17 protein-coding genes are annotated in these 23,029 nt (G+C 67.8%); 15 read left to right on the plus strand and 2 right to left on the minus strand.

The features are described 5' to 3' along the window. Positions 1-56: 56 nt before the first annotated feature. Positions 57-896: a class I SAM-dependent methyltransferase gene (locus EZE58_RS15790; RefSeq protein WP_009377191.1), complete on the minus strand. Its 840-nt coding sequence runs from the start codon at positions 894-896 to the stop codon at positions 57-59. 192 nt (positions 897-1,088) lie between these two features. Here EZE58_RS15790 and rpsA point away from each other — a divergent pair, with 192 nt between their 5' ends. The 5 genes from rpsA to EZE58_RS15815 all read left to right on the plus strand — a co-directional run bounded on the left by rpsA (position 1,089) and on the right by EZE58_RS15815 (position 8,885). Next, positions 1,089-2,567 carry a 30S ribosomal protein S1 gene (rpsA, locus tag EZE58_RS15795; protein ID WP_009377192.1) on the plus strand — a complete coding sequence of 493 codons (1,479 nt, stop codon included), beginning with the start codon at positions 1,089-1,091 and terminating at the stop codon, positions 2,565-2,567. After that, entirely contained in the window at positions 2,545-4,476 is a 1,932-nt protein-coding gene (locus EZE58_RS15800) for a hypothetical protein (RefSeq protein WP_146001396.1), read from the plus strand. The genes rpsA and EZE58_RS15800 overlap by 23 nt, the downstream gene beginning before the upstream one ends. A 38-nt stretch (positions 4,477-4,514) precedes the next feature. Beyond that, entirely contained in the window at positions 4,515-5,423 is a 909-nt protein-coding gene (gene coaE, locus EZE58_RS15805) for a dephospho-CoA kinase (protein ID WP_009377195.1), read from the plus strand. A 69-nt stretch (positions 5,424-5,492) separates the two neighbouring features. Beyond that, positions 5,493-7,625: an excinuclease ABC subunit UvrB gene (gene uvrB / locus EZE58_RS15810; protein WP_009377196.1), complete on the plus strand. Its 2,133-nt coding sequence runs from the start codon at positions 5,493-5,495 to the stop codon at positions 7,623-7,625. A gap of 189 nt (positions 7,626-7,814) precedes the next feature. Then, entirely contained in the window at positions 7,815-8,885 is a 1,071-nt protein-coding gene (locus tag EZE58_RS15815) for a TerC/Alx family metal homeostasis membrane protein (protein ID WP_009377197.1), read from the plus strand. A gap of 112 nt (positions 8,886-8,997) precedes the next feature. On the opposite strand, the gene EZE58_RS15820 is transcribed toward EZE58_RS15815, so the two are convergent. Next, the gene (locus tag EZE58_RS15820; protein ID WP_009377198.1) at positions 8,998-9,288 is read right to left on the minus strand and encodes a YciI family protein; all 291 of its coding nucleotides are present in this window, start codon (positions 9,286-9,288) and stop codon (positions 8,998-9,000) included. Between the two features lie 65 nt (positions 9,289-9,353). Between EZE58_RS15820 and EZE58_RS15825 the strand changes: the two genes are divergently transcribed. From EZE58_RS15825 to secG, 10 genes are all read left to right on the plus strand, one after another. Next, complete coding sequence (locus EZE58_RS15825) at positions 9,354-11,870, plus strand: DUF3516 domain-containing protein (protein WP_167560906.1); 2,517 nt, start codon at positions 9,354-9,356, stop codon at positions 11,868-11,870. 55 nt (positions 11,871-11,925) lie between these two features. Further along, positions 11,926-14,799: an excinuclease ABC subunit UvrA gene (gene uvrA, locus EZE58_RS15830; protein WP_063250270.1), complete on the plus strand. Its 2,874-nt coding sequence runs from the start codon at positions 11,926-11,928 to the stop codon at positions 14,797-14,799. Then, positions 14,792-16,654, plus strand: a complete 1,863-nt coding sequence (gene uvrC / locus EZE58_RS15835) for an excinuclease ABC subunit UvrC (protein WP_063250271.1) — start codon at positions 14,792-14,794, stop codon at positions 16,652-16,654. Before uvrA ends, uvrC begins: the two co-directional genes overlap by 8 nt. Positions 16,655-16,751: 97 nt before the next feature. Next, the gene (gene rapZ / locus EZE58_RS15840) at positions 16,752-17,648 is read left to right on the plus strand and encodes an RNase adapter RapZ (protein WP_009377202.1); all 897 of its coding nucleotides are present in this window, start codon (positions 16,752-16,754) and stop codon (positions 17,646-17,648) included. 1 nt (position 17,649) lies between these two features. Further along, on the plus strand, positions 17,650-18,645 hold the full coding sequence (gene yvcK / locus EZE58_RS15845; protein WP_009377203.1) for a uridine diphosphate-N-acetylglucosamine-binding protein YvcK: 996 nt from the start codon (positions 17,650-17,652) through the stop codon (positions 18,643-18,645). 26 nt (positions 18,646-18,671) lie between these two features. Next, on the plus strand, positions 18,672-19,655 hold the full coding sequence (whiA, locus tag EZE58_RS15850) for a DNA-binding protein WhiA (protein ID WP_009377204.1): 984 nt from the start codon (positions 18,672-18,674) through the stop codon (positions 19,653-19,655). 9 nt (positions 19,656-19,664) lie between these two features. Beyond that, the gene (gap, locus tag EZE58_RS15855; RefSeq protein WP_009377205.1) at positions 19,665-20,666 is read left to right on the plus strand and encodes a type I glyceraldehyde-3-phosphate dehydrogenase; all 1,002 of its coding nucleotides are present in this window, start codon (positions 19,665-19,667) and stop codon (positions 20,664-20,666) included. Continuing rightward, positions 20,663-21,883: a phosphoglycerate kinase gene (locus EZE58_RS15860; RefSeq protein ID WP_009377206.1), complete on the plus strand. Its 1,221-nt coding sequence runs from the start codon at positions 20,663-20,665 to the stop codon at positions 21,881-21,883. Before gap ends, EZE58_RS15860 begins: the two co-directional genes overlap by 4 nt. Positions 21,884-21,895: 12 nt before the next feature. Further along, on the plus strand, positions 21,896-22,681 hold the full coding sequence (tpiA, locus tag EZE58_RS15865) for a triose-phosphate isomerase (RefSeq protein WP_167560908.1): 786 nt from the start codon (positions 21,896-21,898) through the stop codon (positions 22,679-22,681). 44 nt (positions 22,682-22,725) lie between these two features. Continuing rightward, complete coding sequence (gene secG, locus EZE58_RS17615) at positions 22,726-22,971, plus strand: preprotein translocase subunit SecG (RefSeq protein ID WP_009377208.1); 246 nt, start codon at positions 22,726-22,728, stop codon at positions 22,969-22,971. Positions 22,972-23,029 lie beyond the last annotated feature (58 nt).

A 23,029-nucleotide genomic window follows, 5' to 3' on the forward strand; every position in this document is an offset into this window, starting at 1 on the left:
AGGGAGGAACACTTGCAATGTGCGCTCCGGCTTGAGTGAGAACCGGGTCGCGCGCGTCAGGCGTCGGGCAGCGTCGTCGCGAAGATCACAGTCCCGGGCATGAGCGCGCCGCGCAGGGGAGACCAGCCGCCCCACGCGGTCGTGTTCGTCTCCGGCCACTCGGGCTCGGTCACCGAGTCGATCGTGAAGCCGGCGCCCACTAGCAGGCTCACCCAGTCGCCCATCGTCCGGTGGTGCTCGGCGTAGACGGGCTGGCCGTCGGCATCGATCTCGACGTACGGCGTCCGGTCGAAGTACGAGTACTCGACGGTCAGCCCCGATTCGCCCGGCACGTCGGGGAACATCCAGCGCATCGGGTGCGTCGTCGAGAAGACCCACTTTCCGCCGGGGCGGACGACGCGGGCCACCTCGGCCAGCACCACCTCGGCGTCCTTGACGAAGGGCAGGGCACCGTACGCGGAGAACGCGATGTCGAAGCTGTTCGAGGCGAACGGCAGGGAGCGGGCGTCGGCGCGGACGAAGGTCGGGGGAGTGGCATCGGGGCTGAGCGGATTCTCCCGCTGCAGGCGCGAGGCCTGCTCGAGCATGCCCGCGGAGAGGTCGATGCCCGTGGCGATGGCGCCCTCCTCGGCGAGCCAGCGGGAGCACTGCCCGGCCCCGCACCCGACCTCGAGGATCTGCTTCCGGGCGACTGTGCCGAGGAGGTGGACGTCCGATTCGTGAATTCCTTCGGGACACCACATGAAGTCCGAGGCGCCGAGGAAGCTGCCGTGCTCGGCGAGGTACTCCTCGGCGGAATTGTCCCAATAGCTGCGGTTGGCGCGCACCGACGCCTCTTCGTCGATCGGCAGATACCCCCCGCTGATGACCTCGGTCGAATAGCTTCCGTCGCTCATGAGTCCTCCGCGAATCGAGGGGCAGATCCCAGGGTGCATTCATGCCCTGAATGATGCTAGTATTGACAACCGTATGTGCGTATGCATACGAGTCCATAATCGTAATCGAGACCGGATGCGACTCCCACAGGCTGTGCAAGCACCCCAAGGGTATCGGATCCGGGACACAATTCCATCGGAGTCCCTACCTATATGACCACCACCACGCCGGAATCGGTGCAGCCGAAGCAGGTCGCTGTCAATGACATCGGAACCGCTGAGGACTTCCTTGCCGCCGTCGACGAGACGATCAAGTACTTCAACGATGGCGACATCGTCGAAGGCACCGTCGTCAAGGTCGACCGCGACGAGGTCCTCGTCGACATCGGATACAAGACGGAAGGCGTCGTCCTTTCGCGTGAACTGTCCATCAAGCACGATGTCGATCCCGGCGAAGTCGTCGAGGTCGGGGACCCCATCGAGGCACTCGTTCTCCAGAAGGAGGACAAAGAGGGCCGCCTCATGCTGTCGAAGAAGCGTGCGCAGTACGAGCGCGCCTGGGGCGACATCGAGAAGATCAAGGAAGAGGACGGCGTCGTCACCGGCACCGTCATCGAGGTCGTCAAGGGCGGCCTGATCGTCGACATCGGCCTGCGCGGCTTCCTTCCCGCCTCGCTCGTCGAGATGCGTCGCGTCCGCGACCTCGCCCCCTACATCGGGCAGCAGGTCGAGGCGAAGATCATCGAACTCGACAAGAACCGCAACAACGTCGTCCTCTCGCGCCGCGCCTGGCTCGAGCAGACCCAGTCCGAGGTCCGCCACGACTTCCTCCAGACCCTGCAGAAGGGCCAGGTCCGTCCCGGCGTCGTGTCCTCGATCGTCAACTTCGGTGCCTTCGTCGACCTCGGTGGTGTCGACGGACTCGTGCACGTCTCGGAGCTGTCCTGGAAGCACATCGATCACCCGGGTGAGGTCGTCACCGTCGGTGACGAGGTCACCGTCGAGGTCCTCGACGTCGACATGGACCGTGAGCGCGTCTCGCTCTCGCTTAAGGCGACGCAGGAAGATCCGTGGCAGCACTTCGCGCGCACCCACGTCATCGGCCAGATCGTGCCCGGCAAGGTCACCAAGCTCGTTCCGTTCGGCGCGTTCGTCCGCGTCGAGGACGGCATCGAGGGCCTCGTCCACATCTCCGAGCTCGCCGTGCGCCACGTCGACCTGCCCGAGCAGGTCGTCTCCGTCGACGAGACCATCTACGTCAAGGTCATCGACATCGACCTCGAGCGTCGCCGCATCTCGCTCTCGCTCAAGCAGGCGAACGAAGGCGTCGACCCCGAGGCCGAGGAGTTCCTCGACCCGGCTCTCTACGGCATGCCGCAGGAGTACGACGAGGACGGCAACTACAAGTACCCCGAAGGCTTCGACCCCGAGACCAACGAGTGGATCGAGGGCTTCGAGGCGCAGCGCGAGATCTGGGAGCAGCAGTACGCCGCCGCCCAGGCGCGTTGGGAAGAGCACAAGAAGCAGGTCGCGAAGGCCATCGCCGCGGACGCCGAAGCCGGCGCTGCGGACTCGGGCTCCGACGCCGCTCCCGCCACCGGGTCCTTCTCCTCCGAGGAGTCGGGCGACGAGGGCACGCTCGCCAGCGACGAAGCACTCGCAGCTCTGCGTGAGAAGCTTGCAGGCAGCTGACATCAGCGCAGTGAAGGGCTCCCGGTCGACAGGCCGGGAGCCCTTTGCATATGCGCGACTGCGACCATGGGCGTGGTACACGCTCATCCTCATCCTCGCGAGCATCTGCGTGTTCGGCGGTGTCGCCGCCGACCCGGGCGGCCAGGTGTCCGCCGGCAACGACGACTCCTCGCTCTTCATCTGGTGGCTCGGCCACGGCGCCGAGGTGCTCGCCGGGTTCCTCGGCTTCGGTGACGGATCCGTCGCCGCCGGGGAGGGCTTCCTCTTCACCGACGCGATGAATGCGCTCGGCGGGGGAGTCAACGGCGCGTGGAACACCTCCCTGACCGGGATCGCGATCGTGCTGGCGCCGCTCACCTGGGTGGCCGGGCCGATCATCGCCTACAACGTCCTCATCCTCGCCATCCCCGTCCTCAACTCGCTTGCGACGGCAGTGCTCTTCACCCGCTTCCTCCGTCGCGGCCCCGCGTTCGCCGCGGCCGCAGGCGTCGGGTTCTCGAGTTACACGATCGCGCAGCTCTCCGGACACCCCAACCTCGCCTTCGCGATCGCCCCGCCGCTCGTCGCAGCACTCGTCCTCGCCCTCCTCGCCGGACCGCGGCCGGGACCCGGCCAGGACGCGGGCGCCCAGCCGACCGACGCCGCCGGGGTTGAACGGTCCGGGGACGCCCGCGTGCTCGGCTGCCGCACCTGGCTGCTCGGGCTCGGGCTCGGCGCCGTCCTCGGCTTCCAGTTCTACGTCTCCACCGAGGTGCTCGCCGGGACGTTCATCGCCTTCCTCTGCCTCATGCTCGGCCTCGTCCTCTGCGGCCGTTCCCTGCTCACCCGCATCGGCTGGCTGCGCCTGGGAGCCGGCGGCCTCCTCGGCGCCGGGATCGCCCTGATCTGTGCGCTCCCGCTGCTGCTGACGATGGCCGGTCCCAACGCCCCGTCCGGGGCGATCCGCCCGCACGGCGTGTGGAACACCGACCTCCTCGATCCCGTCGTCCCCGCGTCCCCGACGCTCATCGGCGCGGGTGAGTCACCGCTGCCACGGGTCATGGACATCGACGGCGCCGAGATCGGCGCCTACGTCGGCATCCCCGCCCTCCTCGCGGCGGCGATCATCGTCCTCGCCTTCGCCCGCCGCTCGGTTGTCGTGCGCGTCGCCGCGGTCACCGGCCTGCTCGTCTTCGTCCTCTCGCTGGGATCGCCCGTCCTCCTCGGCGGGTCCGTCCTCGTCCCCACGGGTCCCTTCGCCCTCATCGAGTCGATCCCCGTGCTCAACAACGTCCTGCCCATGCGCCTCGTCCTCCATTCGACGATCGCGCTCTTCGCGATCCTCGGCTGGGGTCTCCAATGGGCGCTGACGGCCCGCCGCCGTCCCCGCGGGATCGCGATGCTCGGCCTGCTCGCCGTTGCGGCCATCGTCGTCCTCCCCGGTGTCCAGCCCGCCCGTGAGGTCTACGTCCCCGAGTTCTACCGCAGCTCCATCGCCGAGGTGATCCCTGCCGGATCCGTCGTCAAGACCCTGCCGCGGCCGCTCGCGTGGGCCGAACCGCACGCCGATGAGGCGATGGTGTGGCAGTCCGTTGCCGACTTCCGGTACCGGGAGACCGGCGGGTACTTCATCGGCTCGAGCCCCGACTCCCCGGTCACCTACGCCGCCCCCGAGGACGGACTCGATACGGCCCTGCGCCCGACGATCTTCGCCGGCGCCCCTATGCCCGCAGCCGACGACCCCGCCGTCGCCGCCGGCATCGCCTCCCTGCGGAATGCGGGCGTCGACTTCGTCGTCATCGCTCCCGAGGCTCCGCTGGCGACCGGGGGAACCGGTGAGCTCGAGGCACTGCTTACGGCGCATCTCGGACAGCCCGTGTTCGCCGACGAGGGAGTCGTCGTCTTTCGGGTGAGCGGGTCCGGCTCCTGATCCGCCACAGCGCCCTCGCCGGGGGATAGGCTGGCCCCATGCTGAGGATCGGACTGACCGGAGGGATCGGCGCGGGCAAATCGACGGTGGCCGGGCTGCTCGCCGCCCATGGCGCGGAGATCATCGACGCCGACGTCATCGCCCGCGAGGTCGTCGCCCCCGGGGAACCGCTCGTCGACACCCTCGCCGAGGCGTTCGGCCGTGACATCGTCTCCGCCGACGGCGGACTCGACCGGGCCCGTCTCGCCGCCGTCGCCTTCGCCGATCCCGAGTCGACGGCCCGCCTCGGCGCGCTCATGCACCCGGTCATCCGGGATCGGACCGCGCAGCGCTTCGCCGCATCGACCGCCGAGGTCGTCGTCCACGACGTCCCCCTCCTCGTCGAGAACCACATGGAGACCGGCTACCACCTCACCCTCCTCGTCGACGTCCCCGCCGACGTCCGGCTCGATCGCCTCGTCGCGTCCCGGGGGATGGACCGCGACGATGCGCAGGCGCGCATCGCCCGGCAGGCGAGCGACGAGGAGCGGCGGGCCGCGTGCGACGTCCTCATCGACAACTCCGGCACCCCCACCGCTGCCGAGGCGGTCGTCGACCGTCTCTGGACAGAGCGGTTGGCGCCGTTCGCCGCGAACCTCGCCGCGGGGCGTCCCGCGGCGCGTGAGGCCGGGGTCGTGGCTGAGCGGCGCGAGGGCGATGCCGAACGCCTCGCCGCGAAGCTGCGCCACGGCACGGGCGAGGAGTTCCCGATCGCCGTGACCGGCGACGGCTCGTCGGGGGTGCCGATCGCCCTCGCGCTCGCGGTGCCCGACGCCGGCTCGGCAGAGGCGCTCTCACCGCGGCTGACGACGCTCGGGTTCCCCCCGGCGGCCTCTGACGACGAGCTCCTGCGGGCCAGCGCCGATCCCGGACTGCCCGCCGACCTCGAGGTGCGTCCCGCCGGGTGAGGGCAGCGTCGGCCCGGTCGGGTGGGTCCTGCCCAGTGTCGTGTCAGGGCCGAGGTCTACGCTGGGTCCATGAGCCCATCACGTCCCCTGCCCGCGATCGGGCACCGACCCGACGTCACTCGCACGGTGGCACCGTTCGAGGTCGTCTCCGAATACTCGCCCTCGGGCGACCAGCCCACCGCGATCCGTGAGATCTCCGAGCGCCTCGACTCCGGTGAGCGCGACATCGTCCTCCTCGGCGCCACCGGCACCGGCAAGTCGGCGACGACGGCGTGGCTCATCGAACAGGTGCAGCGGCCCACGCTCATCATGGCGCCGAACAAGACCCTCGCCGCCCAGCTGGCCAACGAGTTCCGCCAGCTCCTGCCCAACAACGCGGTCGAGTACTTCGTCTCCTACTACGACTACTACCAGCCGGAAGCGTACGTCCCGCAGACCGACACCTTCATCGAGAAGGACTCGTCGATCAACGACGAGGTCGAGCGGCTGCGGCACTCGGCGACGAACTCGCTGCTCACCCGCCGCGACGTCGTCGTCGTCTCGACCGTCTCGTGCATCTACGGTCTCGGCACCCCCGAGGAGTACGTCGACCGCATGGTCACCCTCCACAAGGGGCAGGAGTGCGACCGGGACGAACTCCTCAAGCGGTTCGTCTCGATGCAGTACACGCGCAACGACATGGCCTTCACCCGCGGCACGTTCCGGGTCCGGGGCGACACCGTCGAGATCATCCCGCAGTACGAGGAGCTCGCCCTGCGCATCGAGTTCTTCGGCGACGAGATCGAATCGCTGCAGACCCTCCACCCGCTCACCGGGGAGATCATCCGCGACGAGGACACCATCCATGTCTTCCCGGCCTCCCACTACGTCGCCGGTGAGGACAGGATGGGCCGGGCGATCAGCGAGATCGAGGACGAGCTCCAGTCCCGGCTGAGCGAGTTCGAAGCCCAGAACAAGCTCTTGGAGGCGCAGCGGCTGAAGATGCGCACGAGCTACGACCTCGAGATGATGGAGTCGATGGGCTTCACTTCGGGGATCGAGAACTACTCCCGCCACATCGACGGTCGTCCCGCGGGCTCGGCGCCGAACTGCCTGCTCGACTACTTCCCCGAGGACTTCCTCCTCGTCGTCGACGAGTCCCATGTCACCGTGCCCCAGATCGGCGGCATGTATGAAGGCGACATGTCGCGCAAGCGCACACTCGTCGAACACGGCTTCCGGCTGCCGAGCGCGATGGACAACCGACCGCTGAAGTTCGACGAGTTCCGCGAACGCGTGGGGCAGACCGTCTACCTCTCGGCGACCCCGGGCGACTTCGAGCTCGAACGCGCCTCCGGCACCGTCCAGCAGATCATCCGGCCCACCGGCCTCGTCGACCCCGAGGTCGTCGTCAAACCGACGAAGGGCCAGATCGACGACCTCCTCGACGAGATCCGGACCCGGGTCGAGCGCAACGAGCGGGTGCTCGTGACCACCCTGACGAAGAAGATGGCCGAGGACCTCACCGACTACCTCCTCGACCACGAGGTCCGCGTCCAGTACCTCCACTCGGATGTCGACACGCTGCGCCGCGTCGAGCTGCTCACCGAGCTGCGGGCCGGGGAGTTCGACGTCCTCGTCGGCATCAACCTGCTCCGGGAGGGCCTCGACCTGCCCGAGGTCTCCCTCGTCGCGATCCTCGACGCCGACAAGGAGGGCTTCCTCCGGTCGACGACCTCGCTCATCCAGACGATCGGCCGCGCGGCCCGCAATGTCCACGGCCAGGTCCACATGTACGCCGACTCGATCACCCGCTCGATGCAGGAGGCGATCGACGAGACGAACCGCAGGCGGGAGATCCAGATCGCCTACAACGAGGAGAACGGCATCGATCCGGCGCCGCTGGTGAAGAAGATCGCCGACATCACCGAGCGGCTTCAGCGTGAGGACGCCGACACCCGTGAGCTGCTCACGGAGTTCGACTACGGCAAAGGCAAGCGCGGCTACAATTCGACGCTCAGCGACGAGCAGCGTCAGGCCGCCTCCGGCGGCAGCTCGCTGCGCCCGCCGGCTGCGGACCTCACTGAGCTCATCGAGTCCCTGACGACGCAGATGCACGCCGCCGCCGCCGAACTCCAGTTCGAACTCGCCGCTCGCCTGCGCGATGAGCTCTCGGATCTCAAGAAGGAGCTGCGGGCGATGAAGGAGGTCGGACACGCCTGACCATGAGGCCGTGGGAAGGTGACTATACTGGTGTGGCTGGCGAAAGGGAGTATCCCGTCCATCCGTGCTCGTCACCACGATCCGCCTTCAGGGTCCGGGCGCGGAGCGCACGCCGCCACCTCAGTGTGGTCCTAGCGTGGGAGAGACTTTCGGCACGGGTACACCACTCCGTCATCACGAAAGGCATCCATGGATATCCTGTCCTCCACCCTCGCCGCGGGCGGCAGCACCGCAGCGTCGAGCGGGGCCGTCATCCCGCCGTGGTTCATGATCACTTCGGGGATCATCATCGTCGCGATCCTCATCTTCGACGTGCTCCTCGTCTTCAAGCGCCCGCACGTGCCCTCGATGCGGGAGGCGACCCTGTGGGTCGTCTTCTACGTCTCGCTCGCCCTCCTCTTCGCCGGGTCCCTGTTCTGGATCGGCGATGCCCAACACGGCAGCGAGTTCCTCACCGGCTGGCTGCTCGAGTACTCCCTGAGCATCGACAACCTCTTCGTCTTCATCATCATCATGGGCAGCTTCCAGGTGCCGAGGAAGTACCAGCAGGAAGTCCTCATGGTGGGCATCATCATCGCCATCATCTTCCGCGGGCTCTTCATCCTCGCCGGCGCGGCGATCATCAGCGCCTTCGTCGAGGTCTTCTTCATCTTCGGCATCTTCCTCCTCTTCGTCGCCTACCGGCAGGCGTTCGCGAGCGAGGACGAGGGCGACGGCGAGAACTTCCTCATCCGCTTCCTCCGCAAGCGGATGAACATCATCGACGAGTACCACGGCAACAAGCTGCGCGTCGACATCGACGGGAAGAAGTACTGGACGCCCATGTTCATCGTCTTCCTCGCGATCGGTTCGACGGACGTGATGTTCGCGCTCGACTCGATCCCGGCGATCTTCGGCGTCACCCAGGTCCCGTTCCTCGTCTTCGCCGCCAACGTGTTCGCCCTCATGGGTCTGCGCCAGCTCTACTTCCTCCTCGGCGGGCTCGTCGACAAGCTCGTCTACCTCCACTACGGCATCGCCGCGATCCTCGCGTTCATCGGCGTCAAGCTCTTCATCACCGCCCTCCACGAGACCGACGTCTCGTGGCTGCAGTGGGGCAAGGTCGTGCCCGAGGTGCCGACGTGGCTGTCGCTGACGTTCATCGTCGTGGCCATGGCCGTGGCGACGATCGCCTCGATCATCAAGATGAAGCGGGACGGGAAGTCCTTCCGCGATCAGGGCCCGCAGGAATCCGAGGCCTCCCAGGGCACCGAGAAGTGAACCCGGTCGTACGATCGCTCTGAGACAGTGCGCGGGAGGCTCCGTCGGGAGCCTCCCGCGCACGTCGGTTCGGGGGCGGACTCAGGCCGAAGCCGGCAGCCGCAGCCTGGGCTCACGCCTCGGCGAAGGGCCCGAACACCGGAGTCCACTGCCGGATCGTCACACTGTCGATGACCCCGATCTCCGCATACGGATCATCCCGCAGATGAGCCTCGACCTCGGCGACGTCGGCCGCACTGAGGATGAGCAGCCCACCCGGCACAGGGGAGTCGTCGAGGGGACCCGAGGCGAGGATGGTCCCCGCCTCGTTGAGCGCGGCCTGCCACTGCCGGTGGCGGGGCCTGTGCTCCATCCTCGTCTCCGTGTCGGGGCCGTAGACATAGGTGACGGCGAATACCGGCATCTCACACTCCTGGGGTCGGTGAATAGGATGGACATCAGTCTAGAGCGAAAGGTCTGTGCAGAGTCGTGACGAGGTTGCAGGACATTCCGGCGGAGTTCGCCGATGAGGACACGATCTTCGAGTCCTTCGCCGACTACTGTCGGCAGCTCGGGATCGAACCCTATCCCGCGCAGGAGGATGCGATGCTCGCCGTCCTCACCGGAGACAACACGATCGTCGCGACCCCGACCGGCTCGGGGAAGTCCCTCGTCGCCCTCTTCGCGCTCTACACCGCGTTCACCCGCGGCATCCGGGCCTACTACACCGCCCCGCTCAAGGCGCTCGTGAGCGAGAAGTTCTTCGCCCTCGTCGACGCCTTCGGACCCGAGAACGTCGGCATGATCACCGGGGACACGACCGTCAACGGCGACGCCCCGGTCATCTGCGCGACCGCGGAGATCCTCGCGAACCAGGCGCTGCGCGAAGGCGGCGTCCTCGACGTCGGCATGGTCGTCATGGACGAGTTCCACTACTTCGCCGACCCCACCCGAGGCTGGGCCTGGCAGATCCCGCTCCTCGAACTGCCGCAGGCACAGTTCGTCCTCATGTCCGCGACCCTCGGCGACACCACCGAGATCCGGCGGACGATGGCGGACACGACCGGGCGCGATACCGCGGTGATCACCTCGGCGACCCGCCCCGTGCCGCTCGACTTCGAATACTCGACGGAACCGCTCTCCGATACGCTGCGGGCCCTCATCCGCCATGACAAGGCCCCCGTCTACGTCGTCTCCTACTCCCAGAACGGGGCCATCGAACTCGCCACCGGACTGCTCTCGGTCGACCTCGCGACGAAGGACCAGAAGGCGCGCATCGCCGAGGAGATCAAGGGGTTCTCCTTCTCCAAGGGCTTCGGTCAGACGCTGCGCCGCCTCCTCCTCCACGGGGTCGGGGTCCACCACGCGGGAATGCTGCCGAAGTACCGCCGCCTCGTCGAACGACTCGCCCTCAAGGGCATCCTCCTCGTCATCTCCGGAACCGACACCCTCGGCGTGGGCATCAACGTCCCCATCCGCACCGTCCTGCTCACGGGCCTGACGAAGTTCGACGGGTCGAAGATGCGGCGCCTGAGCGTGCGCGAGTTCCAGCAGCTCGCCGGTCGCGCCGGACGCGCCGGCTTCGACACCCGCGGATACGTCGTCGCCCAGGCACCCGAGCACGTCATCGAGAATCTCCGCGCCGAGGCCAAGGCGGCGAACGCCGACAAGAAGCGGAAGAAGATCAAGAAGAAGGCCGCCCCGGCCGGGTTCGTCGGCTGGTCCGAGGAGACCCTGACCAAGCTCATCGGATCCGAGCCGGAATCGCTGCGCTCGCGCATGCGCATCGACCATTCGACGATCCTCAACCTCACAGCCCGCCCGGGCTCGGACGTCGCAACGATCAGCCGATTCATCGACTCGACCCACGAGAGCCGTGAACGCCGCCTCGACCTCAAGCTCACGGCGCTGCGCATCGGACGCTCCCTCATCGACGCAGGCCTCATCGAGAAGCGGGGGAGCGAACTCGTCCCGACCGCGGACCTCGGTCCCCAGTTCGCCCTCAACCAGCCGCTGGCCCCATTCGTCCTCGCCGGTCTCGACCTTCTCGATCCGGAGTCGGAGTCCTGGGCGCTCGACGTCGTCTCCCTCGTCGAATCGACGATCCCCGTTCCCTTCACGATCCTCAAGGGCCAGCTCGACCGGATCAAGCGCGAGACCCTGGCCGAACTCAAGGCGGAGGGACTCGACTATCCCGAGCGGATGGCCATCCTCGACGAGGTCGAGGGCCCGAAGCCGCTCGCGGACGTCCTCGAGCCCGCCTTCGAGCACTTCGCGCTCACCCATCCGTGGCTGCGGGCCGGCGACTTCGAACCGAAGTCGATCGTGCGCGACATGCTCGAGCAGGCGATGGGCTTCACCCAGTTCGTCGGCTACTACGGGCTCGCCCGTGCCGAAGGCAGCCTGCTGCGGTACCTCACCGACGTCTACCGGGCGCTCACCCACAACGTTCCCGCCGACCGTCGCGGCGAGGAGCTGCAGGAGATCATCGGCTGGCTGGGGGAGACGGTGGCGCGCACCGACTCCTCGCTCATCGACGAATGGCGCACCCTGCAGGGTCTCAGCCCGACCGAGACCGACTTCGCGGAGCTGCCCGACCTCGAGCGTCGGTTCTCGGAGAACACGAAGGCCTTCACCGCTGAGATCCGCAATGCGCTCTTCCACCGCGTGCTGCTCGCCGAGCGCGCCGACTACGACGAGCTCGGCCGGCTCGACGCGGAGTCCGGGTTCGACAAGCAGGCTTGGGAGGAGGCGATCGAGGACTTCTACGACGAGTACGGAGACCTGCTCATCGACCAGACCGCGCGAGGACGGGAATTTATCGACATCGTTCCCGGTTCGACTGTCTGGGCGGTGCGTCAGATCCTCTCCGATCCCGAGGGCAACCGGGATTGGGCCATCGACGCCTCGGTGGACGTGGCCGCCAGCGACGACAGCGGCGACATCGTCCTGCGGATCGTCGCGGTCGGCGAGATCGCCGACTCCCATGTCGGGACCGGCGGGTAACGTCGGCAACAGTGAGCAGACGTGTGTCAGTGCCGAGTAATACAGTGGACGGGTGATGAAAACGAACAGTGCGACTCAGTCTCCCTCCGGCGTGTCCCATCTCGACACGCTGTGGGTCAAGGGTGCCCGCGCGCACAACCTCAAGAACGTCGAGATCGCGCTCCCGCGCGACTCCATGGTCGTCTTCACCGGACTCTCCGGATCGGGGAAGTCCTCGCTCGCCTTCGACACGATCTTCGCCGAGGGGCAGCGCCGCTACGTCGAGTCCCTGTCCTCGTACGCCCGGATGTTCCTCGGCCAGATGGACAAGCCCGACGTCGACTTCATCGAGGGCCTGTCCCCGGCCGTGTCGATCGACCAGAAGTCGACCTCGCGCAACCCCCGTTCGACGGTGGGCACGATCACCGAGGTCTATGACTTCCTCCGCCTGCTCTGGGCCCGCATCGGGGTGCCGCACTGCCCGATCTGCGGTGAGGTCATCACGAAGCAGACCCCGCAGCAGATCGTCGACCAACTCCTCGAACTGCCGGAGCGGACGAAGTTCCTCGTCCTCGCCCCCGTCGTGCGCCTGCGCAAGGGGGAGTTCGTCGACCTCTTCACCGACCTGCAGACGAAGGGATTCTCCCGCGCGATCGTCGACGGAGAGCAGATCAGTCTGAGCGACCCGCCGACCCTGGACAAGAGGTACAAGCACACGATCTCCGTCGTCGTCGACCGCCTCGTCGCCAAGGACGGGATGCGCCCGCGCCTGACCGACTCCGTCGAGACGGCGCTCGGCCTCGCCGATGGCCGCATCGACGTCGACCTCGTCGACGACGGCGTCACGCGCACGTTCTCCGAGCACATGTCGTGCCCGAACGAGCACCCCCTGACGATCGACGAGATCGAACCCCGCACGTTCTCCTTCAACTCGCCGTTCGGCGCGTGCCCGACCTGCGACGGCATCGGCACCCGCCTCCAGGTCGACGAGAGCCTCGTCGTCCCGGACGAGGACCTCAGCCTCGGCGCGGGCGCGATCGCCCCGTGGTCGGGCGGCAAGCAGGTGACGAAGTACTTCAACCGTCTGCTCACCGGGCTCGGGAACGAACTCGGCTTCACCCTGAAGACTCCGTGGAAGGACCTCACGTCCGCCCAGCGCACCGCGATCCTCACCGGCAAGGACTACGAGGTCCACGTCAAGTACAAGAACCGGTTCGGCCGCGAGCGGACGTACTCGACCGGCTTCGAAGGCGTCTTCCAGTACATCCAGCGCAAGCACGACGAGACCGAATCCGACTGGTCGAGGGAGCGCTACGAGTCGTACATGCGCGAGATCCCGTGCGCGAGCTGCCATGGCACCCGGCTCAAGCCCGAAGCCCTGGCTGTGAAGATCGCGGACCGCTCGATCGCCGAGGTCGCCGAGCTCGCCCTCGACGAAGCGGCCGACTTCCTCTCCGGTCTCGAACTCAGCGGCCGCGACGCCGCCGTGGCCGCGCAGGTGATGAAGGAGATCAACGCCCGCCTCGGCTTCCTCCTCGACGTCGGTCTCGAATACCTCAGCCTCAACCGGGCGGCGGGCACGCTCTCGGGCGGAGAGGCGCAGCGGATCCGGCTCGCCACACAGATCGGGTCCGGGCTCGTCGGCGTCCTCTACGTCCTCGACGAACCCTCGATCGGCCTCCACCAGCGCGACAACCGGCGCCTCATCGACACGCTCATCAAGCTCAAGGACCTCGGCAACACCCTCATCGTCGTCGAACACGATGAGGACACGATCGCCGCCGCCGACTGGATCGTCGACATCGGTCCCGGCGCCGGCGAGCACGGGGGAGAGGTCATCTACTCCGGTCCCGTGCCCGGGCTCAAGGACGCCGAGCGCTCGATCACCGGGGCCTACCTCGACGGACGGAAGGCGATCGCCATCCCGTCGACGCGCCGCCCGGTCGACCCCGAACGGATGGTCACCGTCGAGAAGGCGAGTGAGAACAACCTCCGCGACATCACCGTCTCCGTCCCCCTCGGAGTGCTCACCGCCGTCACCGGCGTCTCCGGGTCCGGCAAGTCGACGCTCGTCAACGAGATCCTCTACACGCAGATGGCCAACGTCCTCAACGGCGCCTCCAGGGTGCCCGGTCGGCACAAGCGGGTGACCGGCCTGGAGAACCTCGACAAGGTCGTCCACGTCGACCAGTCGCCGATCGGGCGCACCCCGCGGTCGAACCCGGCGACGTACACCGGCGTCTTCGACCACATCCGCCGCCTCTTCGCGGAGACCGAGTCGGCGAAGGTCCGCGGCTACCAGCCGGGACGCTTCTCCTTCAACGTCAAGGGCGGACGCTGCGAGAACTGCAGCGGCGACGGGACGATCAAGATCGAGATGAACTTCCTCCCCGACGTCTACGTCCCCTGCGAGGTATGCGGGGGCGCCCGGTACAACCGGGAGACCCTCGAGGTGACGTTCAAGGGCAAGACGATCGCCGAGGTGCTCGACATGCCCATCGAGGAGGCCGCCGAGTTCTTCGCGGCGATCCCCGCGATCTCGCGGCACCTCAAGACCCTCGTCGACGTCGGACTCGGCTACGTCCGCCTCGGTCAGCCGGCGACGACGCTGTCCGGCGGTGAGGCGCAGCGCGTCAAACTCGCCGCGGAGCTCCAGAAGCGCTCGCGCGGACGCACCGTCTACGTGCTCGACGAACCGACGACCGGTCTCCACTTCGAAGACATCTCGAAGCTCCTCCACGTCCTCCAGGGCCTCGTCGAGAAGGGCAACTCGGTCATCGTCATCGAACACAACCTCGACGTCATCGCCAACGCCGACTACGTCATCGACCTCGGACCCGAGGGCGGACGCGGCGGCGGGCAGGTCGTCGCCGAGGGCACCCCGGAGGAGGTCGCTGCGAACCCGAAGAGCCACACCGGGCGCTTCCTGGCAGAGATGCTCGATGGCTGACCCGGCGAGCTATCGTCCGGCCACGGGCAGCATTCCCACCTCGGCCGGGGTCTACAAGTTCCGCGACCCCGACCGGCGAGTCATCTACGTCGGCAAGGCGAAGAACCTGCGCAACCGGCTCAACTCGTACTTCTCCAACCCCGCAGCCCTCCACCCGCGGACGTCGACGATGGTCCACACCGCCGCCTCGGTGGAATGGACCGTCGTCGACACCGAGGTCGAGGCCCTCCAGCTCGAGTGGACGTGGATCAACGAGTTCAACCCGCGGTTCAACGTCATGTTCCGCGACGACAAGTCCTACCCGTACCTCGCGATCACGATGAACGACGAGGTGCCCCGGGCCTTCATCACCCGGGGCAAGCGGCGCAAGGGGGTCCGCTACTTCGGCCCCTTCGGGCAGGTGTGGGCGATCAGGGACACTCTCGACCTCCTCCTCAAGGCCTTCCCGATGCGCACGTGCACTCCCGGCGTCTACCGGCGGGCCGAGCGCAGCGGGCGCCCCTGCCTGCTCGGCTACATCGACAAGTGCGCAGCCCCGTGTGTGGGCAATATCAGCATCGAGGACCACCGTGAGCTCGCCCGCGGCGTCGTCGACTTCATGTCCGGCAGCACCGGACGCTTCATCAGCGAGCGGAAGAAGGAGATGGCCGCTGCCGCAGCCGATCTCGACTACGAACAGGCCGCGCGCCTGCGCGACGAGCTCACGGCCCTGCAGAAGGTCCTCGACAAGTCCGCCGTCGTCCTCTCGGTCTCCGCCGACTGCGACGTCTTCGCCCTCGTCACCGAGGAGCTCGAAGCCTCCGTCCAGGTCTTCCATGTCCGCGGGGGCCGGATCCGCGGCCAGCGGGGGTGGATCATCGAACGCTCCGATGACCACGGCCCGGCCGAGCTCACCACCGACTACCTCCGGCAGGCTTACTCGGGTCTCGACGCGGAGGCGATCCCCAAGGAGATCCTCGTCGACACGATCCCCGCCGACCTCGACTCCCTCGAGAGCTGGCTGAGCCGGCAGCGCGGCTCGAAGGTGAGCGTGCGGGTCCCCGAACGCGGGGAGAAGAAGGCCGTGCTCGAGACCGTGACGAAGAACGCGAAGGAAGCGCTCGTCCAGCACAAGCTCAAACGCTCCTCGGACCTCACCACCCGCAGCGCCGCGCTCAAGGAGATCCAGGACCACCTCGGCCTGCCCGAGGCACCGCTGCGCATCGAATGCATCGACATCTCGCACACACAGGGCTCGAACGTCGTCGCGAGCCTCGTCGTCTTCGAGGACGGCCTGGCGAAGAAGCGCGACTACCGGCACTTCGCGATCCACGGGGAGGCGGCGACCGACGACACGGCCTCGATGTACGACGTCGTCTCCCGCCGGTTCAGCCGGTACCTCGAGCAGATGGCCTCCGACGAGCCCGACGACCGGTTCGGGTACCGGCCGAGCCTCCTCGTCGTCGACGGGGCAGGCCCTCAGGTCGCCGCCGCCACCCGGGCGCTGTCCGACCTCGGCATCGTCGACATCTCCGTCGTCGGACTCGCCAAACGCCTCGAGGAGGTGTGGGTGCCCGACGATCCGTTCCCCGTCATCCTCCCGCGCAACTCCGAGGGACTCTTCCTCATGCAGCGACTCCGCGACGAAGCCCACCGGTTCGCCATCACCTACCACCGCTCGAAGCGGGCGAAGGCGATGACGAGCTCCGTCCTCGACGACATCCCCGGCCTCGGCGAAGCCAAGCGCACGGCGCTGCTGGGGCACTTCGGGTCGGTGAAGAAGGCCCGCGCCGCGAGTGTCGAGGAGCTCTGCGAGGTCAGGGGAATCGGTCCCGCGCTGGCCGAGAAGATCGCCGCGGCGCTGAGCGAGGACTGAGGCCCCCTCTGGGCAGGGACTGAGAGCACCGACCGCAAGCGCGGACCCGCGTGCTCTACAGTAGTGTCGAGTCAGGCCGCGGACACGAGGAGGACGCATGAGCACACACGGCGACGCGAACGGTGCCGAGCATCCCATCGAGGTCGTGCTCGTCACAGGCATGTCCGGGGCCGGCCGGACAACGGTGGCCAACGTCCTTGAGGACCTCGACTGGTACGTCGTCGACAACCTTCCCCCGCAGATGATGCGACCGCTCGTCGAGCTCGTCGCCCGCGCCGACGGTGCGGTGCCGAAGATCGCCATCGTCACCGACTCGAAGGGCCGGGCGAAGTACGCCGAGGTCGAGGACACGATCTCCGACTTCCTCGACCAGGGACTGTCTCTGCGGATCCTCTTCCTCGACGCCGCCGACGAAGTCCTCGTCCGCCGTTTCGAATCGACCCGCAGGCCTCACCCGCTCCAGGGCGAAGGCACCCTGCTCGACGGCATCGAAGCCGAACGCGAAGCCCTCGAATCCCTCAAACACCGTGCCGACATCATCATCGACACCTCCGACCTCAACGTCCACCAGCTCGGCTCCGAGGTGCGCAAGCGCTTCAGCGCCGACGACGCACCGCCGCTGCGTCTGACGGTGATGAGCTTCGGGTTCAAATACGGTCTGCCCAAGGACGCCGACAACGTCGCCGACGTCCGTTTCCTGCCCAACCCGTACTGGATCCCCCACCTGCGCGGGCACAACGGCCTCGACTCCGACGTCGCCGACTTCGTCCTCGGCCAGAACGGCGCCGAGGAGTTCATCGAACGCTACACCGCGACCTTGGACACGATCGCCCAGGGCTACCTCCACGAGGGCCGCGGCTACGCGCTCATCGGCATCGGCTGCACCGGCGGCAAGCACCGGTCGGTGGCGATCAGCGAGCGCATCGCCAAGAGCCTCACCGCGCGCACCGGCATCCCCGTCACCGTGCGTCACCGCGACCTGGGGAGGGAGTGAGATGGAGACCGAGGACCTCCCGCAGATCACCCCGACGGTGATCAACAAGGGACCGAAGATCGTCTCGTTCGGCGGCGGACACGGCCTCTACGCCGCCCTGCGCGCCTTCCGCCTGCTCACGGAGTCGCTCACCGCCGTCGTCACCGTCGCCGACGACGGCGGCTCCTCGGGACGCCTGCGCGACGAGCTCGGGGGTCTGCCGCCCGGCGACCTGCGGATGGCTCTGGCCGCCCTCTGCGACGACGGCAACTGGGGGCGGACCTGGCGCGACGTCATCCAGCACCGCTTCGATTCCGACGGCGAACTCAACGGCCATGCCGTCGGCAACCTCCTCATCGCCGCCCTGTGGCAGATCCACGGCGACCACGTCGCCGGACTCGACTGGATGGCCAAGCTCCTGCGCGCCCACGGCCGGGTGCTGCCGATGTCGTCGGTGCCGCTGACGATCGAGGCCGACGTCCAGTTCCCCGGCTCCTTCCAGATCGTCCGCGGCCAGTCGGTGCTCGCCTCGACCCGCGGCCATGTCGAATCCGTGCGGCTCGACCCCGCGGACCCGCCCGCTCGCTACGAGACCGTCGAGGCCGTCGCCGAGGCCGACGTCCTCAACCTCGGGCCCGGATCGTGGTACACCTCCGTCATGCCGCACCTTCTCGTCCCCTCGCTCTCGGATGCGATCGTGCGCTCCCGAGCGGTGAAATCGCTCACCCTCAACCTCTCGGCCAGCGACGGTGAGACCCGGGACCTCAGCCTCGGCGAGCACCTCGTCTCCCTCCACCGTCACGCCCCGTCGCTCAGGCTCGACTACGTGCTCGTCGACGAAGCGACGATCGGCATCGAACCCGAGCTCGAACAGCGGGCGCGGGACATGTTCGACGCGAAACTCCGAGTGCATCCGCTCAGCTCCCGGCGGGCAGGCCAACATGACAGCCTCAAGCTCGCGGCATGCTACCGTGACATGTTGATCGACGCCGGGATCGGCGTCGAAGAGCAGTGGTAGGACGGATCCGTGCAGGAGGACGAACAATGGCATTGACCGCTCAGGTCAAGGACGAGCTGGCGAGGGTGAAGATCACCCGCACCTCGGCTCGGAAGGCCGAAGTGTCCTCGATCTTCCGCTTCTCCTCCGCTCTCCACCTCGTCAACGGCTCGATCGTGCTCGAGGCAGAGCTCGACACCGCGCAGGCCGCCAAGCGCCTGCGCAGCGAGATCAAGGAGCTCTACGGACAGTTCGCGGACATCGTCGTCATCAACGCCGCGGGACTGCGCCGCTCCAACCGCTATCTGCTGCGGGTGACCCGCGACGGCGGGGCGCTGGCCCGCCAGACCGGCCTCGTCGACAACCGCGGCCGTCCGGTGCGCGGACTGCCCTCGGCGATCGTCAACGGCTCGGTCGCCGACGCCGAAGCCGCGTGGCGGGGGGCCTTCCTCTCCCACGGCTCGCTCACCGAGCCCGGCCGCTCCTCGGCCCTCGAGGTCACCTGCCCCGGACCCGAAGCCGCGCTGGCTCTCGTCGGCGCCGCCCGCCGACTGGGACTGAGCGCGAAGGCCCGCGAGGTGCGCGGAGTCGACCGCGTCGTCATCCGCGACGGCGACGACATCGCCGCCCTGCTCACCCGGATGGGCTCCCACAACGCCGTCCTCGTCTGGGAGGAGCGGCGGATGCGCCGGGAGGTGCGGGCCACGGCCAACCGGCTCGCGAACTTCGACGATGCCAACCTGCGGCGCTCGGCCCGTGCCGCCGTGGCCGCCGGTGCCCGTGTCGAGCGGGCGCTGGAGATCCTCGGCGAGGACGTTCCCGAGCATCTGCGCTATGCCGGACAGCTGCGTGTCACCCACAAGCAGGCCTCCCTCGAGGAGCTCGGTCAGCTCGCCGACCCCCCGATGACGAAGGACGCAGTGGCCGGTCGGATCCGCCGCCTGCTCTCGACGGCCGACAAGCGAGCCGAAGAATTGGGAATTCCTGGGACTGAAGCCAGTCTCACTCCCGACATGCTCGAGGACCGATAGGATCGGGGCATGAGACGAATCGCTATCAACGGCTTCGGCCGTATCGGTCGTGCCCTCTTCCGTCTGTCCCTCGAACCCGATGCCGATTTCGAGGTCGTCGCCATCAACGACCTCACCGACACCGAGACCCTCGCCCACCTGCTGAAGTTCGACTCCGTATGGCCGCGCTTCGACCACACCGTGGAGGCCGAGGAGGACTCTCTCATCGTCGACGGGCGGGAGATCGCCGTCTTCTCGGAGAAGGACCCCGCCGCCATCGACTGGTCGTCGAAGGACGTCGAACTCGTCGTCGAATCCACCGGCATCTTCACCCGTCGTGATCAGGCCGAGGCCCACCTCGGCGGGACGGTGACGACCGTCGTCCTCTCCGCCCCCGGCAAGGACGTCGACGCGACGTTCGTCATGGGCGTCAACGAGGACACCTACGATCCGGAGAAGCACGAAGTCGTCTCCAACGCCTCGTGCACGACGAACTGCATGGCCACCGTCGTCAAGGCCCTCGACGACGCCGTCGGCGTCGAATCCGGACTCCTCAACACCGTCCACGCCTACACCGGCGATCAGAAGCTCGTCGACGGACCCCACCGGGATCTGCGCCGTGCCCGTGCGGCGGCGATGAACATCGTGCCGACGACGACGGGCGCCGCCCGCACCGTCGGCAAGGTCATGCCCCACCTCGAGGGCAAGCTCGACGGCTTCGCGATCCGCGTGCCCGTGCCCGCCGGGTCGATCATCGACTTCACGTTCACCCCGAAGAAGCCGGTGACCCGCGACGAGGTCAACGCGATCCTCGAGAAGGCCGCCGAGGACTCGCCCTACCTCGACTACACCACCGACGCCCTCGTGTCCTCCGACATCGTCGGCACCACCGCCTCGGCGATCGCCGACTCGGAGCTGACGATGGTCCTCGGCGACCAGGTCAAGGTCGTCGCGTGGTACGACAACGAGTGGGGATACTCGAACCGGCTCAAGGACATGGTCAGCTACCTGCTCAGCGAAAGGCCCCAATGAGGACATTCACCGACCCGTCGATCTTCGCGCACCGCACGGTGCTCGTCCGCAGCGATCTCAACGTCCCCATGGACGGGACGACGATCACGGACAGGGGGCGCATCCTCGCGTCCGCCGCGACGATCAGGTCACTCGCCGAGGCGGGAGCCCGAGTGATCGTCATCTCCCACCTCGGGCGCCCCAAGGGCGAACCCGACCCGCACTTCTCGCTCGCCCCGGTCGCCGGTGAGCTCGCCGAGGCGATCGGCCGCGACGTCGCCTTCGCCTCGGACACGGTCGGTGAGGATGCGAAGGCGAAGGTCGCCGAGCTCGGCGACGGCGACGTGCTTCTGCTGGAGAACCTCCGCTTCAACCCGGGGGAGACGTCGAAGGACGAATCCGAGCGGCGCGAGTTCGCCGGGCAGCTCGCCGCCTTCGCCGACGACTTCGTCTCCGACGGCTTCGGCGTCGTCCACCGCAAGCAGGCGTCGGTGTACGAACTCGCCGAGCTCCTCCCGCACTACGCGGGATCGCTCGTCCAGGCCGAGGTCGAGGTGAGCGACCGGCTCCTCAACGATCCGGCGCGCCCCTTCACCGTCGTCCTCGGCGGGTCGAAGGTCTCCGACAAGCTCGGTGTCATCGACAACCTCATCGCCCGCGCGGACAACCTCCTCATCGGCGGCGGCATGGTCTTCACGTTCCTCGCAGCGCTCGGCCACGACATCGGGTCGAGCCTCGTCGAAGAGGAGAAGATCGACGACGTCAAGGGCTACCTCGAGCGCGCCGAAGCCGGCGGGGCACGGATCATGCTGCCCACGGACATCGTCATGGCCGCATCCTTCGCCCCCGAAGCCGAGCACTGGGTCCGCCCCATCGACCGCCTCGTCGACACCCCGGCAGGAGACTCGGGACTCGGACTCGACATCGGACCCGACACCGCGGCCGCGTACGCGAAGGTCATCGCCGAGTCGGAGACCGTGTTCTGGAACGGTCCCATGGGCGTCTTCGAGTTCCCGGCCTTCGCCGAGGGCACGAAGACCGTCGCGGCGGCGCTCACCGCCTCGGCTCCCGGCGCTCCGGCCGACCGGCTCACCGTCGTCGGCGGTGGGGACTCCGCGGCCGCCGTCCGCGCACTCGGCTTCTCCGACAACGAATTCGGCCACATCTCCACCGGCGGCGGGGCCAGCCTCGAATACCTCGAAGGCAAGACCCTGCCCGGCATCGACGCTCTCGCGTGAGGACCGACCACCATGACTGACCGCACCCTGCTGCTCGCCGGCAACTGGAAGATGAACCACGACCACCTCGAGGCGATCTCGACCGTGCAGAAGCTCGCATGGGCTCTCGAGGACGCGAAGCTCGACGACTCGCAGTGCGAAGTCGTCGTCATCCCGCCCTTCACCGACATCCGCTCCGTGCAGACCCTCGTCCAGGGCGACAAGCTGTGGCTGCGCTACGGCGCCCAGGACGTCTCCCGCCACGAGCCGGGCGCCCACACCGGTGAGATCGCCGCGACGTTCCTCAGCCGGCTCGGCTGCACCTACGTCGTCGTCGGCCACAGTGAGCGCCGCGCCGACAACCACGAGACGAACGACGTCGTCGCTGCCAAGGTCAAGGCCGCTCTCGGCCACGACCTCGTGCCCATCCTCTGCGTCGGGGAGTCCCTCGACCAGCGGGAGGACGGCACACACGTCGAGTTCACGCTCGCCCAGCTCGAGGAGTCGCTGGCCGTACTCTCCGCCGAGGACCTGACCGGACTCGTCATCGCCTACGAACCCGTGTGGGCGATCGGGACGGGGAAGACCGCGACCGCCGAGGACGCCGCAGAGATGGCTGCGGCCATCCGGGGGTGGCTGCGGGAGATCTACGGCGACAGCCTCGCCGAATCGACACGGATCCTCTACGGAGGATCCGTGAAGACCGACAACGTCGCCGACATCCTCGTCTCCGACGACGTCGACGGTGCCCTCGTCGGGGGAGCGAGCCTGAGCGGGCCCGACTTCGCCGCTTTGTGCAAGGCCGCCGTCGGCCAGTAGACTGAACCGCAAATCCTCTGACAGAAACACAGGTTGAACTCGACGTGGAAATCCTCACCTTCGTTCTCATCGGCGTGCTCGTCCTCACGAGCATCTTCCTCACCCTGCTCATCCTCATGCACAAGGGCAAGGGCGGCGGCATGTCCGACATGTTCGGCGGCGGCATGTCGTCCTCCCTCGGGTCCTCCGGTGTGGCTGAGCGCAACCTCAACCGCTTCACCGCGCTGATGGCGATCGTCTGGGGCGCCTCGATCATCCTCCTCGGACTCATCACGCGCTTCTCCAGCTGATCAGCAGCGTCACGACGACGGCCCTCACCGTGATCGGTGAGGGCCGTCGTCTGCGTCT

Origin of the sequence: Brevibacterium sp. LS14, assembly GCF_012027885.1 — a bacterium.
Taxonomy (GTDB): domain Bacteria; phylum Actinomycetota; class Actinomycetes; order Actinomycetales; family Brevibacteriaceae; genus Brevibacterium; species Brevibacterium casei.